The organism is Pseudomonas sp. H9, from assembly GCF_004353925.1.
Lineage (GTDB): Bacteria > Pseudomonadota > Gammaproteobacteria > Pseudomonadales > Pseudomonadaceae > Aquipseudomonas.
In genome coordinates this window covers 1-16,013 of sequence record NZ_SMOK01000011.1, presented here as the reverse complement: position 1 = coordinate 16,013, position 16,013 = coordinate 1, and the positions used below count along the sequence as shown (strand labels likewise).

Annotated in this window: 14 protein-coding genes, 1 pseudogene and 2 riboswitches; of the genes and pseudogenes, 11 read left to right on the top strand and 4 right to left on the bottom strand. The window is 59.9% G+C overall.

Features of this window, described 5'->3' with window-relative positions; all coding sequences use genetic code 11:
• A complete protein-coding gene (gene cobW / locus E1573_RS08215; protein ID WP_133212450.1) occupies nucleotides 1-1,068 on the bottom strand; it encodes a cobalamin biosynthesis protein CobW in 1,068 nt (355 codons plus the stop codon).
• Nucleotides 1,069-1,162: 94 nt separating this feature from the next.
• Nucleotides 1,163-1,360: riboswitch (cobalamin riboswitch) on the bottom strand.
• Between the two features lie 476 nt (nucleotides 1,361-1,836).
• Between cobW and E1573_RS08210 the strand changes: the two genes are divergently transcribed.
• From E1573_RS08210 to E1573_RS08160, 11 genes are all read left to right on the top strand, one after another.
• On the top strand, nucleotides 1,837-2,547 hold the full coding sequence (locus E1573_RS08210; protein WP_165957307.1) for a 2OG-Fe dioxygenase family protein: 711 nt from the start codon (nucleotides 1,837-1,839) through the stop codon (nucleotides 2,545-2,547).
• Nucleotides 2,544-3,827: a hypothetical protein gene (locus E1573_RS08205; RefSeq protein ID WP_133212446.1), complete on the top strand. Its 1,284-nt coding sequence runs from the start codon at nucleotides 2,544-2,546 to the stop codon at nucleotides 3,825-3,827. The genes E1573_RS08210 and E1573_RS08205 overlap by 4 nt, the downstream gene beginning before the upstream one ends.
• Nucleotides 3,824-6,244 carry an ATP-grasp domain-containing protein gene (locus E1573_RS08200; protein WP_133212444.1) on the top strand — a complete coding sequence of 807 codons (2,421 nt, stop codon included), beginning with the start codon at nucleotides 3,824-3,826 and terminating at the stop codon, nucleotides 6,242-6,244. The genes E1573_RS08205 and E1573_RS08200 overlap by 4 nt, the downstream gene beginning before the upstream one ends.
• Entirely contained in the window at nucleotides 6,241-7,146 is a 906-nt protein-coding gene (locus tag E1573_RS08195; RefSeq protein ID WP_133212442.1) for a sugar phosphate isomerase/epimerase family protein, read from the top strand. The genes E1573_RS08200 and E1573_RS08195 overlap by 4 nt, the downstream gene beginning before the upstream one ends.
• Nucleotides 7,136-7,834: an AzlC family ABC transporter permease gene (locus tag E1573_RS08190; RefSeq protein WP_165957306.1), complete on the top strand. Its 699-nt coding sequence runs from the start codon at nucleotides 7,136-7,138 to the stop codon at nucleotides 7,832-7,834. The genes E1573_RS08195 and E1573_RS08190 overlap by 11 nt, the downstream gene beginning before the upstream one ends.
• Entirely contained in the window at nucleotides 7,821-8,147 is a 327-nt protein-coding gene (locus E1573_RS08185; RefSeq protein ID WP_133212438.1) for an AzlD domain-containing protein, read from the top strand. Before E1573_RS08190 ends, E1573_RS08185 begins: the two co-directional genes overlap by 14 nt.
• Nucleotides 8,148-8,169: 22 nt before the next feature.
• Nucleotides 8,170-8,390, top strand: a riboswitch (cobalamin riboswitch).
• A 117-nt stretch (nucleotides 8,391-8,507) separates the two neighbouring features.
• A complete protein-coding gene (locus tag E1573_RS08180; protein ID WP_133212436.1) occupies nucleotides 8,508-8,705 on the top strand; it encodes a CbtB domain-containing protein in 198 nt (65 codons plus the stop codon).
• A 10-nt stretch (nucleotides 8,706-8,715) separates the two neighbouring features.
• Nucleotides 8,716-9,408, top strand: coding sequence for a CbtA family protein (locus E1573_RS08175; RefSeq protein WP_133212434.1), 693 nt, complete (start codon nucleotides 8,716-8,718; stop codon nucleotides 9,406-9,408).
• 5 nt (nucleotides 9,409-9,413) lie between these two features.
• On the top strand, nucleotides 9,414-9,815 hold the full coding sequence (locus E1573_RS08170) for a cobalamin biosynthesis protein (RefSeq protein ID WP_133212432.1): 402 nt from the start codon (nucleotides 9,414-9,416) through the stop codon (nucleotides 9,813-9,815).
• A 27-nt stretch (nucleotides 9,816-9,842) separates the two neighbouring features.
• Nucleotides 9,843-10,589: a precorrin-4 C(11)-methyltransferase gene (gene cobM, locus E1573_RS08165; RefSeq protein ID WP_133212430.1), complete on the top strand. Its 747-nt coding sequence runs from the start codon at nucleotides 9,843-9,845 to the stop codon at nucleotides 10,587-10,589.
• 14 nt (nucleotides 10,590-10,603) lie between these two features.
• Nucleotides 10,604-10,837, top strand: a complete 234-nt coding sequence (locus E1573_RS08160) for a DUF1272 domain-containing protein (RefSeq protein ID WP_133212428.1) — start codon at nucleotides 10,604-10,606, stop codon at nucleotides 10,835-10,837.
• Between the two features lie 71 nt (nucleotides 10,838-10,908).
• Here E1573_RS08160 and E1573_RS08155 read toward each other — a convergent pair.
• The 3 genes and pseudogenes from E1573_RS08155 to E1573_RS08145 form a co-directional block, all read right to left on the bottom strand.
• Nucleotides 10,909-11,360: pseudogene (locus E1573_RS08155) on the bottom strand (hypothetical protein); the annotation flags it as partial.
• 193 nt (nucleotides 11,361-11,553) lie between these two features.
• The gene (locus E1573_RS08150) at nucleotides 11,554-12,156 is read right to left on the bottom strand and encodes an SMI1/KNR4 family protein (RefSeq protein ID WP_133212426.1); all 603 of its coding nucleotides are present in this window, start codon (nucleotides 12,154-12,156) and stop codon (nucleotides 11,554-11,556) included.
• The coding region (locus E1573_RS08145) for an RHS repeat-associated core domain-containing protein (RefSeq protein WP_133212424.1) at nucleotides 12,140-16,013 on the bottom strand (3,874 nt) is incomplete at its 5' end. The genes E1573_RS08150 and E1573_RS08145, both read right to left, overlap by 17 nt.

Genomic DNA, 16,013 nt, shown 5'->3' with positions numbered 1-16,013 from the left:
TCAGGCGCTCAGGGCGGCGCGCAGGCTCGCTTCCAGCTGGGCGGAATCCAGTTCCTGGCCGATCAGCACCAAGCGCGTGACTCGCGGTTCTTCACTGCGCCAGGCGCGGTCGAAGTGTTTATCAAAGCGCGTGCCGACACCCTGAATCAGCAAGCGCATCGGTTTACCCGGGATCGCCGCAAAACCTTTAACGCGCAAAATGCCGTGCTGCACGACCAGTTGCGTCAAGGCGTCGAGCAGCAGGCTGTCGTCGGCTTCAGGCAGCTCGATGGAGATCGAATCGAAGGCATCGTGGTCGTGATCGTCATGGTCATCGCCCTCATGGTGCGAATCGTGGTGAGTGCGGCGGCCATCGATGTGCGCTTCCGACTCGGCGCCCAGGCCCAGTAGAACCTCCAGCGGCAAACGACCGCTGCTGGCCTCGATGACCTTGACCGCAGGCGGCAGTTCTTCCAGCACTTCAGCACGCACCTTGGCCAGGTCATCGGCGGCAATCAGGTCAGCCTTGTTCAATACCACCAGGTCGGCACTGGCCAACTGGTCGGCGAACAGCTCGTGCAGTGGCGATTCGTGGTCCAGGTTGGGGTCGAGTTTACGCTGCGCATCGACCTGCTCCGGGTAGGCGGCAAAGGTACCGGCGGCCACTGCCGGGCTGTCGACCACAGTGATCACCGCGTCAACGGTGCAGGCATTACGGATTTCTGGCCACTGGAAGGCCTGTACCAACGGTTTGGGCAGGGCCAGGCCGCTGGTCTCGATGAGGATGTGGTCAAGGTCACCACGGCGGGCCACCAGCTCACGCATGACCGGGAAGAACTCTTCTTGCACGGTGCAACACAGGCAGCCATTGGCCAGTTCATAAACACGGCCGCTGGCCTCCTCCTCGGTGCAGCCAATGCTGCACTGTTTGAGAATTTCGCCATCGATACCCAGTTCACCGAACTCGTTGACGATCACCGCGATGCGGCGACCCTGAGCGTTGTCGAGCATGTGCCGCAGCAGTGTGGTTTTGCCCGAGCCGAGGAAGCCGGTGACGATGGTAACGGGGAGTTTGGCCAGTGTTTTCATGCAGATGCCCTTGGCAGGATGGCGGGCATGCGCGACGAGAGCCACAGGCCTTAATGCCTGGGCGCGTTCGCCACCGGATCACCCCGCCCGGTTTATGTCGGAAACTGTTCGAGGCAGGTCTCCTGGCTTGCACAGTACCGGCCGCTGGCCGGTGGAACGACGCCTTCCCGCAGTGATGCAGTGGCTGTGTCGAACCGTTCAATGCTTACAGTTGCGGGGGCAGCCGCGGCTTGTACCGCGTTCCCGTCTTAGCTTCGACCAACGCCGAAGAACCTCGAAAGCGCAAGGCTACGCAGGGTCAAGAGGCGGGTCAATGCCTGGCGTGCTGTTCACTTGAGTGACGATGCCTGTAGGAGCGGGCTTGCCCCGCGATTGCGTTTTATCTATCACATCGCATCGCGGGGCAAGCCCGCTCCCACTAAGGCCAATACAAGTTCCCGGCGTTTCCGAGGGCAAATTAACAAATATTCAACCAAACAATTAATACACAAGAAGCCTCCTACAAATAAAAACCGATTTAAACATTTCGTGAATTAAACAAATAGAAAGCCCACAAATCAGCGCCGTCACATGAATTTACAAAAACAAAATTGATAAATAAAAACAACAAAGCAAGCATAACTACCAACCCGAAAAGTTAGCCAGACAAGAAAGGATCTCTTGTATGCCTGATCATCAGCATTCGTTGCGACCCTTACGCTCAAACAAAACAAACAGGGCCGCAAAATGAATACCATTAGTGCAATACGTCAGTCGCAAGCCCCTACGTTGTTTGATCTTTCCGAAGCCCTGAAAAGAGATCATTACGTCACCAGTGCACGGTACCCCGCGCAGCAGGTTGCGCAGCTGGGTGATGAAGTACGCCAGGCGTTCAATGCCACTTGGGACGACTTGCCGTCGGACAGTTACCTGACGGCAGAGTACGGTGCCCGCGAGCGCCGGATCTGCAAATTCGACTACCACCAACATGATCGTCGCTGGCGCCCCCTGCAGGACTGCCACTTCTTCCAGACCCAGGCCGACAACCCGCTGCTGGGCGGCGTTGAGCGCCTGTACACCCGCAGCTGCGCGGCATTCATTGACTCTCCGGTGCTGCACACGCTACTGGCAGCCGACCTGGCATTGATGGACCTGACCGTCGGCGCCCACGACTGGCGTGTCACGTGCCACCAGTTCAGAACCCTGTGCGATCAACAGCATCAAGGTCAGGCCACACCCGAGGGCCGGCATCGCGATGGGCACGACTTCGTGTTTCAACACCTGATTAAACGCGAAGCGGTGATCGGCGGAGAAAGCCGGATATTTCGCGACGATGGCGCGACCGTTTTCAGTGCAACGTTAACGGGGGATATGGAAACCATCGCGTTGAATGACCGTAGGCTTTTACACGAAGTTTCTCCATTGAAAATGTTTAACGGTGCTCTTCAGGGTATCCGCGACATGTTGATCATAGACTTTGACAGGGTGCACCCTTCATGAATCGCTCAACGTATTCAGTGCCCGTCGCCACTACCCACAACACCTACTCTTATATCTGTGGCCAGTTCAAACAAGCACTGGCTCGGCGGGTGTCCACACTTTCGCTCACCGCCAACGAAAACATACTCTCCGAGACCGCGCGAACATTAGGGCAAAACCGTCACTACGACCGTTATTTATTCAATAGCCAGACCACCACCGGGCACCACTATGCGGCCGAATTCAATGGCATGCAGATCGAACATTTCCCGGAAGTCGAAACCCTCAAGACGCTGGCCACCCAGGCCGCTCAGTCCATGTTCAACGCCGAGTTCGTTGAATTCCGGGTGCTGTCCGGTGTGCATTGCACACTCAGCGTGCTGGCCGCAGTGACCGTACCCGGTGAAACCGTTTTCTCTCTGGCACCAGGGTGTGGCGGGCACTTCGCCACTGGCCCAATGGTGCAGACCATGGGCCGGCGCAGTCAGTTTTTACGCCTGTGCGAAGACGGGCAGATCGACCTGGCCGGCTTCGACCAGCAGCTTCAGGCCTTGGGCTATCGGCCCTCGGTCGTGCTGCTCGACCACGGCCTGACAACCCGGGCCATTGCCATCAAACCGTTGCGTGACCTGCTCAACCGCCACGGCTGCCACCGTACGTTGATCATCTACGACGCCTCCCACACTCTCGGCCTGATCGCCGGGCAGGCCTTTGACAATCCGCTGGATGAAGGTGCCGACATTCTTCAGGGCAACACCCATAAGTCGCTGCCCGGCCCCCACCGGGCGCTGATCGTCTGCCGGCGCGCTGACCTGGCACGGCAGATCGAGCAGAACCTCAGTGGCGGGCTGATCTCCTCTCCCAACCTGCCAGGCCTGCTGCAGCTGTTCGTGACCCTTGTGGAAATGGAGCGTTACGGCCGGGCCTATGCCCAGCGCATGTGCAGCAACGCCCGCCACCTACAGACTGCTCTGTCTGACCTTCCCGGCTGGCGCGTGCATCCCACCGACACGCACCTGCTGCTGCTCGAAGGCACCCACAGCCGCAATACCGCCAAACAGCTCAATGAGTTGGGAATCCGGGTCAACAACAAGCAGCTCGACGGCCGTGAGTGCCTGCGCCTGGGCGTTCAGGAAATTACCCGGTTGGGCATCACCGGCGAGGACCTGGACACGCTGGCCGCCGTGCTGCGCAGCGTGTTAAGCGGTAAGACCAGCCCTGCCGACCGCCTGCGCCTGACGCAAATCTGCCAGCACTTGAATCAGGTTCACTACAGCTTCGATCAGGAGCCGCACCCATGAAAACACCCAGCTGCCTGATCATTGGCAACATTCGCGACGGGGAATACGAGGGGCTGCTGGCCGAAGGCATCACGCCTTTGCTGATTGCCGACAGCCGCGCAACCAGCAAGGTAGCCGACCAGGCGAAGCTTCCGGCAGTGGCCCATTACGACTTTTCCAAAGGCCTGACGGCAGCGCTGGTGGCGCTGACCCAACGCCTGCTGGAGACCTACGGCTTCACCAGCGTATTGAACTTCCGTGAGGGCTATGTGGCCATTACCGCCAGGCTGTGCGCCGCGCTGCCGGCCCTGGCCCACCTGCATCAAAACGTCGAAAACACCTTGGACAAGGCGCTGCAACGCCACTGTTTCGAGCAATCCACTAACCCAGACCTGCAGGTGTTCTCGCGTCTGGTGCAAATGGACGACCTGCTCGCCCGCCAGCGCGATCTGCCCTACCCGTTCATCCTCAAGCCGGCCAACCTCTACAGCAGCCTGTTTGTGCGTTGCATCCGCACGCATCACGAACTGATCACCTACAGCCGCAACGAATGGCCGGCGCTAGAGCGCTATGTAGCCGGCAAACACCGGGAACCCGCGCAGTTGCTGCTGGAGGAGTACCTGCAAGGTTCCAACCATTCCATCGATTGCGCGATCAGCCCGGACGGGGCGGTCAACAGCTTCCCGATTGTCGATGTCATCACCGGGATGGAAATCGGTCGCAGCGACTTTCATCACTTTGCCCGCTACACCCCCTCGTTGCTGGAGCCACATGCGCTGCTGAAGGAGCGCTGCCACCGCCTGGCCCGTGACGCGGTCGCCGCGCTGGGGCTCAAAGGCACGTTTGCCCATGTTGAATTCATCCTCACCGAGCAACGCCCGAAGATCCTCGAAGTCGGGGCACGGCCGGGCGGCAACCGGATTCACGTGATCCGCCAGGCGTGGCACCTGCCATTGGACGTGTGCTATCACCGGGCCCTGTCCGCGCAGGCACTGCCCGAGGCCAGCAAGGCCCTATGCTCGTTCGGCATCGCCACACCCTTTGCCCGCACCGAGCGCACCTACGATGGCCCCCATAACCTTGACCACCTGCGCACACTTGCAGGCTTTCAGCGCTGGTATGCCTATGTCAGCCCAGGCCAGCGCATCGGCCCGGTCAGTAGCGGTTTTCAGAATTACCTGTATGCCGAATTCCACCAGCCCGATACCGCCCGCCTGCGTGAATCACTGGCGGCCGTTGCCGACCTTGATCTGTATGGCGAGTCTGCGGAAGCGGTGCAGGCCAAGCAGGTGCTGTTGATCGGAGGACGAGACTCGAGCCTGGATTGGGACACAGCACAGCGCTTTCACTTTACCCTGGTCCAGCAGCCTGAGCAGTTGACCGACTACCAGCGTGAACACGCCACGCTGGTCATGACCGACGACATTACACAGGTGTGCGGTTACCGCGACGCAATTGAGCAACTGCACCGGCAACGGCCGTTTGCTGCCGTCGTCTCGTTTTCCGAGCGCGGCTTGCTGCCGGCCTCGCAACTGGGTGAGTGGCTGGACATCCCGCACAACTGCTTGCGCAGTGTTGAGCTCAGTCACGACAAATGGCTATTTCGCCAGCTGTTGAAAGACAGCCCCTACGCGCTGCCGGCCAGCGCCATCGACAACGCCGAAGCAGCCCGCGCGTTTGTACGCCGCCACGGCCCGGCCATCGTCAAGCCGATCAGCGGGTCGGGCAGTGAAGGCGTGTTTGCCATCCACCAACCCGAGGACGTCGACAACCTGGCGCTGGAGGGGCGCAACCTGATCGAAGCGTTCGCCAATGGCGATGAGTTCAGCGTTGAGTCCCTGAGCCTGGACGGCCAGCACCAGATTCTCGGTATCACCCGCAAGTACACCCGTGGCGCGCCGGGGTACGTTGAAACCGGGCACGATTTTCCCGCCGTACTGGACGACGCTCGCCGCGAACAGATCGAACAAGCCGTGCGCTGGTTACTCGAATGCCTTGGTAACCGCTGGGGCCCGGCCCACACCGAGATCAAGGTCGACGGCCAGCACCTGCACTTCATCGAAACCCAGACCCGTTTCGGCGGCGACCAGATCTGGGAGATGGTCTGGAAAACCACCGGTATCCATCTGGCAGCCAGCACCATTACCGCCATGACCGGCACCCCCTGGCCTGCGTCTGCACCTGAGTACGTGCAAATGGCGATCCGCTACATCGAGGCCAGCGCCGCAACCGACCCGGCCCAGCTTCGCGCACACCTGCTGCAACACCCGTTTGCCCTGCGCACGACACTCCATCACGGCAGGTTTGGCCACCCTATCCAGTGCTCAGCCGACCGACACGGCTACGTGTTGCTGGCCTGTACCAGCGAAGGTGAACGAAAGGACTTCGACGCCGCGCTGTCTCACTCACGCTTCAACCACCAAGGAATGGCGCAATGACTACCACGACGTCGCTGTATCACATCCAAGGCCCCTTGAGCCCGCACTTCCCGCTGATCTCGTTTTCCACCAATGTCTACGACAACCCTGCCGACATACTTGGCTCGATCACTGACCTGGCCAGGCATTTCGAGGCCGTCGAGTTCGAGATTGGTGAAGCCGCCGAGGCGGTGTTCTGGTCGTTGACCGACGAACAACGCGGGGCGTTGGCCCGGCAGATCCGCCAGTTCACCGAACACAACGGCGTCACCCTGACAGTGCACGCCGGCTGGTGGGGCCGGCAGTACAACCTGTGTGCCAGCGATCCGAACGAGCGCGCACAGGCCGTGGACTGCCTGAGCGCAGCGGTGGAATTTTCGCGCGAAGCCGGCGCCGCCAGTGTCACCTTCCATCCCGGCTACAAAGACCGGCTGGACAACGACGTGCTACTGAGCAACCTTATCACCGCCGTCAACCAGGTCACCGCTCGCTGCGACACAGGGAATATGGCCCTGTGCCTGGAAAACATGGGCGCCCAACGTCCGAGTTTTCCGGTATTCAGCGTCGAAGAGCACGCACGCTTCCATGCACAGACCGGCTGCTACCTGACCATCGACGTGACGCACCTGTGTTCATTGCTACCCTACGGCGAGGCACTGTTCGAGGCCATCGAGGTACTGGCACCGTTCACCCGCCACCTGCACATTGCCGACCTCAACGACACTCATCATCAGCACCTACCGATCGGCGAAGGCAATTTGCCCTTAAGCGATGTATTGAACCGCTTCGCGCTCAATGGCTACCGCGGCGTCGCAGTGGTGGAGGAGTTCATTCCGTGCTTCTCTACCGAGTACTACCTGGAAAAGGCCCTGGCCTATAAAGACGGGGTGCAAGACCTGTTCACCGCCACCCATGTCGGCTGACAGCGACCGGGCCACGCCTGCGCCACGCCATGAAATAACCTCAGCCCTGGGTGATGCACTGCCGTTCGTGATTTCACTGCTGCTGACGTTCAGCCTGATCGGCATGCTCGGGCGGCGCTATGGCCTGGATCTGTCGGCGATGTCTGTGTTCAGCGGCCTGGTGATGGCCTCGCCGCTGCAACTGACCTTGCTGGAAACCCCTGCCCAGTTGTTGAACACCTTTGGCGTACTGGTTTCGGCATTGAGCATCAACCTGCGCTTTCTGGTGTTCACCTTGAGCCTTAAGTCGAGCCTTGAAGGCCCGATCAAAGCCTACATCCCGGCACTGGCGGTAATGGCCAATGGCGCCTTTACCCTGATGGCGATCCGCAAACAACAGCAGTCGATCAGTCGCCCCTACGCCAACACTGTGTGTTTTGCACTGTATGCCGCAGCCCTGCTGGGAACGATAACCGGCTACTCCTTCGCCGGCCTCGCCGCCAGCGCAGTGACGGAACATGCCAGTGTGGTGATTGCACTGTTTCTCAGCGCCTCATTGGGCAAGCTGGCGCGCGAGCGTCACAGCTTTCATGCGCAATGGATCGCCGCCCTGGCCACTGCAGCAAGCCTACTGTGGCTGGGACAGATCAGCCTGATGCTGGTACTCGGTGTGACGGTACTGGCGAGTTACACCTATGACCGACACTAGTACGTTCTGGCGGTATGTATTGATCTGTGCACTGGTGTCCGCGGTCTGCCGGTTGTTGCCACTGCTGGTGAAGGTCGAGCGGCTTTCTGCAGGTACGCACGCCTTTATCGAGCGCCTCGGCAAGTACACCTCAGTGGCCATGCTGGTCAGCTTGTTGGCCGGATCACTCCATCCGCTGGCCAACGCGCATTCGTCGTCACTGCCGTGGGCTGGCGCAGTAGCCTTGGCCTGGTTGTTGGGCCTTAGCCGACTGCCGTCCTACTACACGTTTTTCATTGCGCTGGGGGTCTATGCGCTGCTAATCGTCAATTGACTCGGCGCCGCGCCCATGCTCTCCTACACACCTTGTTACGGGTGCCCTTCACAGGGTGAAACGGGAAACCGGTGCCCATGTGCTTTGCGTGCAAAGCCATGTCAGTCCGGTGCTGCCCCCGCAACGGTAAGCGAGCGAAGCGTCAGATCCACTGTGCAGTACTGCATGGGAAGGTGATGCTTGCAGGTCGGCCATGCCAACCCCTCGCGAGCCCGGAGACCGGCCCGCAACAGTGTGCGCGAATGCACCACAGAACATAACAAACCCGCGGTGGGCGGGCGCTGTTCGAACCGCTGCGTGCCCGGCCCGCAGGGGCTTCATGCGCTCGATTCACCCGCTGACACCTCAGAGGGAAGCGCCATGTCGATCATCAGCAGCACCGGCAGCAACACAGACAACATCTCCGTCAGCACCACCCTGGGCCAACGCCTGACGGTGGCCATATGCGCTTCAGTCCTGGGCCTGTGCCTGGTCTACTTCGCCGGTTTCTCGCACATCGAAGCGGTGCACAACGCCGCCCACGATACCCGCCACAGCGCCGCCTTCCCTTGCCATTGAGTAGCCTGCAATGATCAAACGTATTGCACGTACTGCGGGCTTTACCGGGCTGCTGACCGCTCTGCTGCTGACTCTGCTGCAAAGCCTTTGGGTCACACCGCTGATTCTCCAGGCAGAAACCTATGAGAGCGCCGCACCAGCGGTTGAAGCGCATGAACATGCGCCGGGTGTGGCCGCCGATCACCACCACGACAGCGAAGCCTGGGCGCCGGAAGACGGCTGGCAGCGCGTGCTGTCGACCACAGGCGGCAACCTGGTGGTTGCGGTTGGTTTTGCCCTGATCCTGGCCGCGCTGTACACCTTGCGTGCGCCGAAAAGCGTCATCAGCGGCGCACTCTGGGGCCTGGGCGGTTTTGCTGTATTCTGCCTGGCACCGACCCTGGGGCTGCCTGCGGAGCTGCCGGGTACCGCCGCCGCTGATCTGGCCCAGCGCCAGGCATGGTGGGTCGGCACCGCCGCCGCGACGGCGCTAGGCCTGGCCTTGATCGTGTTTGCTCACAACTGGCTGTTCAAAGCACTGGGCGTTGTCTTGTTGGTGGTGCCCCACGTGATTGGCGCACCGCAACCTGAAGTGCATGAAATGCTGGCGCCAGAAGCCCTGGAAGCGGAGTTCAAAGTCGCTTCGCTGTTGACCAATGCGGCGTTCTGGCTGGCCCTCGGCCTGATCAGTGCCTGGCTGTTCCGCCGCCCTGGCCAGGCCTGAAGCCCATGCAACTGTTCGTCGGCCTGGGTTGCCGACGGGGTTGCTCGGTCGAGGCACTGAGTAACCTGCTGGAACACACCCTCAAGGCTCACGACTTGCCATTGGCTGATGTCGTGGGCCTTGCCAGTATCGATCTCAAGCACAACGAACCGGGGCTGCAGCAACTGGCGCGGCGCCTCAAGGTGCCCCTGCTGTTTTTCAGCGCCACAGAACTTGCCCCTTTCGAGCCGCGCCTGAGCCACCGTTCAGCGGTTACCTACCAGCACAGCGGCTGCTATGGCGTCGCCGAAAGCGCCGCCCTGGCTTTGGCCGAGCGTCTCGCCGGCCCAGCGCAGTTGCGGGTGACCCGCACCCTGCACAACGATGCCAGCCTGGCATTGGCCAGTGCTTCACGCTTTGGCGGATAATCCGCACTTTATTACCAAGGACTGTGCATGACCGTCTATTTCATCGGCGCCGGCCCGGGCGATCCCGACCTGATCACCGTCAAGGCGCAGCGCTTGATCCATCGCTGCCCGGTGATTATCTACGCAGGTTCGCTGGTGCCCGCTGCCGTACTGGAAGGGCATCAGGCGCACACGGTGATCAACAGCGCCGAACTGCATTTGGCGCAGATCATCGAAGCAATCCGCCAGGCGCACGAGCAGGGCCAGGACGTTGCACGGGTACACAGTGGAGACCCGAGCCTGTACGGCGCCATCGGCGAACAGATCCGTTACTTGCGCGAGCTGGGTATTCCTTACGAGATCGTGCCAGGGGTTACCGCCGTGGCTGCCAGCGCCGCCCTGCTCGGCTGTGAACTGACCCTACCCGACATCGCCCAGACCGTGATCCTCACCCGCTATGCGGACAAATCGCCGATGCCACCGGGCGAGCAACTGGCCGACCTGGCCCGCCATCGCAGCACCCTGGCGATTCATCTGGGAGTCAAACACCTGGAGAACATCGTTGCCCAGTTGCGCCCGCACTACGGTGGCGACTGCCCGATTGCCGTGGTACACCGTGCGACCTGGCCAGACCAGGACTGGGTACTCGCTACCCTTGATGATATTGTTCAGCAGGTACAGGCCAAAGGCTTTCGGCGTACTGCACTGATTCTGGTCGGCCACGTACTGGCCAGCGACAGCTTTTCCGAATCTGCTTTGTACCGCGCCAGCCATGCTCACCTGTACCGCCCCTGACAGAGAACCTGACCATGCTTGAACTGCGCCCTTGCTGTGAATGCTGTGGCCGTGATCTACCCGGCGACAGCCAAGATGCCCTGATCTGTTCGTTCGAATGCACCTTTTGCAACGACTGCAACGAACAACAGCTCAAAGGCCAGTGCCCCAACTGTGGTGGCGAGCTGGTCAAACGCCCGGCGCGGGCACCGGAGAAACTGGCCAAATACCCAGCCTCGACCACGCGTATCGTCAGAGAGCGGAACTAGGGTCTGTACGAAATATCGCCGAGCGGCGTTCAGGCAAGGCGAAAACAGGCGAGGAGCGGATAGGTGAGTGCGCTGTCCGGGGTGACTTCTTGAGTCCGGCGGCCCAGCAGGTCGTAGGCAAAGCGGTAGGTGGCGTTGTTCTCGTTGACCAGCGCGGTCAGGCGCAGGGCCTTGTCGTATTCGTAACCTGATAGCGCTCGACATGCGCCAGGGTGTTCCACCACAGGTATTTGGACGTGTAGGTCGCGTCGATGATGGTGTGCGGCAGGCCATCGCCGCCGTTGAGGTATTCGGTCAGGTTCCCCAGCGCATCGGTTTTGGCGAGCAGGTTGCCCTTGTCGTCGTAGCGCGCCCGCCAGGTGCTGCCGTCCGGGTAGGTGACGTGGGTCACCAGTCAGGTCAGGTGGTGGTATTCGTAGGTGGTCTTGCGCCCGAGCGGGTCGGTCTCTTCAAGCAGGCGGGCGGACTCGTCGTACTGGAACCCGAGGCGGTTGCCGTCCGGCAGGGCCAGGCCGGCCATGTTGCACTCGAAACATAACAACTTGCCTTTCGCATGCTGGCGGCTACTCTGAAAGCAGCACCAAGTGCTGCATGCCATATATTAATTCCTGCACAATGACATCACACAAAATAAATTTGCATTATTCGACGCAGCAACTAAAACGGCTAAACTTCGGCTCAGAAAACCAACAAACAGCCACAATCAGCCAGCACAGTCATAAAACCCCACCCACCCGAAACTCAATTATATGTGAAAATTTCACCAAAGCTTCCTTGTACCGTTGCTCGTAAACGGATTTTAAAACAACTTTACCCTGCTCCGCCAGAACTGCCTTCAACTCAACTACTGACAAGTTCAAGCCTAGGGATTTCTTTACGCCAATAATTTCTTCAAGGCTTGGCTTACACCCCAGCGCGACAATATTACCGACCCGAGATTCAATATCATCATCTTCCTGCCCAATAAAATCCAGCACCCCCTCTAGCGTTTCAAATTTATCAGCTTCATCTAACGAGACGCTACCAGCGTCAACCAAAAAAAAACCTTCACTCCCATTTTTATTTATCAATATTACCCTACCACCGGAATCATCTCCAACAGCAACCATTCCTTTAAAGTTTAAACCCACCTCAAATGTGTCATTACGCTCTTGAATTTCACTTGTCGAATAAATAAGAACTTGGTTATTTAAAAACGCACCATCACTCCCCCGCCAAAAACCTACAACCCATGAATCGCTGGAAACCCCAAGCTCCTCACGCACACCTTCAATAGCTACGTTACTTGCTGCACCGTGCCGCTCAGTATAAACAATCATTAATTGACCCCCCTAACGCCTCGTAATACTTATATGACTTATTTGCTGCGCGCCGAGCGGCGCCCGGATCAACACCAGCATCAATCATTTCCCTATATGCAATATTAAACTCATCGCGCAACGTCCCACCAAACCCAGACACTCTCCGCCTTGCCCGCTGCATAGCAGAAATCATAGCATGAGACTCGCCCGCACTGCTTTTCAGCAAAACAGCTGGCGCACTATTTCTCTTATACCCCGTCACATTGAGCTTAGCCCATTCATGCTGAATAAAATGATGAGATTGCACAAAATCATCAGCGCCAATATTTTTATTGCCAACTGCTCGGTTTACTTGAGGAGATAAATTCCCATGAGCATCAACATCTCCGGCTTTATAACCACCCGGCTTATTACAAATCCACCCCCATGGATCCACCCATCCAAACGGATTTGGCACATAATGGTACAGATTAAAGCCACCATCTAAGCCTATTGGATCCTGCATTACAAACCGCCCCACCTCCGGATCGTAATACCTGAACGTGTTGTAATGCAGTCCGGTCTCGTCGTCAAAGTACTGCCCCTGAAACCGCAGGTTCTGCTCAACCGCATTGACAGCCAGCTGCTCGATCTCACCCCACGACCGATACGTCGCCTGCCAGACAATTTCTCCGTCGCTGTCCGTCAGCTCCAGCGGCGTACCAATCTGATCAGTATGGAAGTAATAGAGTTTCTGCTCCTCGCCCTCCGCTTGATCGACGCGCGCCAACGGCGCATAGCTACCCGGCTCATACAGGTACAAAATGCTCTGCCCAGGCGTTTCCTCCCGCAGCATCCGCAGCCCTTGCCAGAGGAAGCGCTTCTGTTCGACCTCGCCGTTGATTTCCGCCTGCTTGGCCACCCGGCGCCCGAGGCTGTCGTAGCGATACTCGCCCGTGCTCTCCAGCTTGCCGTTGACCAGCGTCTCAGCACGGAGCAACCGGTTCTCACAGTCGTAGGCAAAATGCTGCAGCTTGCTGTGCCCCGAGCGCTTCTCGATCAGGTTGCCCCACGCATCGTAACGGTACTCCTGATCCCGCCAGTGTTTGATGCGGTTGTCCTTGACCTTGGCGAGCTGTCGGGCATTGAAGTCCAGGCGGTTGGCGGCAGGGTCGTAGCGGAATTCTTCACTGCCAATCAATGAGCCGGTATCGCGGCTGCGTAACTGGCCGTTGGCTTCGTATTCGTACTTGATCTCGCCGCGCAGTTTGTCCAGGGTGCGGACCAGTTCGCCCGCAGGATCGTATTGATAGCGGCGATGAATCGGGTTGTAGGCGTGCTCCACCAGCAGTTCTGGGTGGATGCCAGGGTTCTGCACCTGTGAAAGCTTTTCTGCTGGCAAGGTCGAGGCGAACTGCCACGCCTTGCGCCCCATGGCGTCGTAACCAAAGCAGCTGGTCAGCTTGCCTTGGGTCCGGTACACCTCGCGGTGCAGGTCGTCGCGCTCCATGTCGCTGATCACCTGGCCGTCCAGGTTCAACTGGTGCAGGTGGCCGCTGCCGTAGTACAGGTGGTTGACCTTGCGGCCATCCGGCAGGGTCAGTGTGGTGAGGTTGCTGAGGGGATCGTACTCGTAATCCAGTGTCCCGTCGGGGGTGATTTCTTTGGTCAGGCGGCCCAGCCGGTCGTAGGTATATTCCAGCGTTTCTTCGCTAACGCCCAGCCGTTTGCCAAGCGTGGTCGGCTGCCGCTCGATGCTCAGCAAGCGGTCGCCGTCATCGTATTTGAAGGCTTGCTGCGCATCGCTGTTGGTCTTGGTGAGCAAACGGCCAATGGCGTCGCGCTCGAACTCGGTGTGGCGCTGCGGGCGTTCGGCGTTTTCGCCGTAGCCGATTTCGTCGAGCCGGGTCAGGTGGCCGCCGTCGTTGTAGCTGAAACGCCGGGGCAGGTTGTCGACCCGCACTTCTTCACTGAGCCGATCCGACAGGTCGTAGGCAAAGCGGTAGGTGGCGTTGTTCTCGTTGACCAGTGCGGTCAGGCGCTGGGCTTTGTCGTACTCGTAGCGCACCCGCTGGCCTTTGGCATCCTGACGGCTGCTCGGCAAACCACGTGCAGTGCGCAGCAGCCGCGTTCTCTGGCCCTTGCCGTCGGTGTGGCTGAGCACCTGGCCGTAGACGTTGTAGGTGAAGTGTTCGGCCGTGCCGTCTGGGTAGTCGATACGCAGCACTTCGCCGTCGGGTTTGCGTTCCAGTGTGGTGGTCTGCTTCAGCGCATCGGTGACGGCAACGAGGTGCTGGCGTTCGTCGTAGCGGTAGTAGGTGCTCTTGCCTGAGCAGTCCTGATAGCGCTCGACTTGCGCCAGGGTGTTCCACCACAGGTATTTGGACTTGTAGGTCGCGTCGATGATGGTGTGCGGCAGGCCGTCGTCGCCGTTGAGGTATTCGGTGAAGTTCCCCAGCGCATCGGTTTCAGCCAGCAGGTTGCCCTTGTCGTCGTAGCGCGCCCGCCAGGTGCTGCCGTCCGGGTAGGTGACGTGGGTCACCAGTCGGGTCAGGTGGTGGTATTCGTAGGTGGTCTTGCGCCCAAGCGGGTCGCACTCTTCAAGCAGACGGGAAAATTCGTCGTACGTGAAGCTGAGCTGGTTGCCGTCCGGCAAGCCCAGGCCGACCATGTTGCCGTGGTCATCGAGGTCGATGGCGTAGCGCTCGCCTCCATAGTCACGGCTGGCGACTACGCGGTGGTCGGCGTTGTACTGCACCTGCAGCTCGCGGCCGAGCACGTCGGTGGCCCAGCTGCTGCGGGCGTCGAGGTCGTAACGGAAGTGAAAGTGTTCGCCATCGCTGGTCCAGTGTTCCACTACGCGTGGCGTGCCGCCGTGAGTTTCCCAGCGGTAGTGGCAGCCCAGGCCCAGGGCGTTGCTGTGGGTCACCATCAGGCCGTCGGCGTAGCTGAAGCGCCGCACCGAATCGCCGTTGCGGTTGATCACTTCGCTGAGTTGGCCGTGTTCGTCGTAGCGGTATTGGGTCAGGGTTTCGACCGCCTGGTTGTTCACCACGCGCTTGATGTCGGTCAGGCGCCCCAGCGGGTGGTCGTAGTGCAGGTGCACGCGGGTGCCGCCAGTGGCGCTGATGTCGGTCAAGGTGCCGGCGGGCGTGCGGGTGAAGTGCAGGAAATGGCCAAGGGCGTTTTCGATGCGCTGCAACGGGACGTTGCGGTCGTCGTCCGGTACTTCGCCAAAGTAGAAGAACAGGTTGTCGAGGGTTTGCAGCAGGTAGTGGCCACCCTCGGTGCACACCAGGTACACCTGCTCGTGCGGGTTGTAGATGCGCTCGCCCGCTTGCAGGGTCACGAAGGGGACTTCGCGGCCCTGGTTGTCGGTGAGGTAGATGAAGCTGCCACTGCGGCGCAGGCTCTGTTCCCAGGGCAGCACCCAACCGCGGCCGAGCACGCTGTCGACGGTGAGGTCGCTGGCATAGAAGCGCGACCACTCAATCGGCATCAGGCCCGGCAGGCTGAAGTCGATTTCATCGGGAATCAATTTGCGCCCGGTGGTGAGGTCGACCGGGTTGCCGACCAGCCCGCCAATCGCCTTGCGCGCCACCGGCTCAACCACGTAGCGGCTGGCCACTTCACCGGCAACGAAGCCTGCGGTGAACTTCAAGGCGCAGGGCATAACAGCTTTCATGCCGGCCTGGGTACCGGCCTTGATCAACTGGGCGATACCGCCCGCAGCACCGGCGATGGCCATCAGCACATCCACGGTGGTGCGCAGCCATTGCGGGATCTCGTCGTCCACCGGCAGGTAGCGGTAGGTGCCGCCGCCGATGATGACGTTGCCCGAGCCACTGGAAATGGTCGCGCCGCAGGTCAGCTTGTCGCCCTTGCGTGCAGCGGCG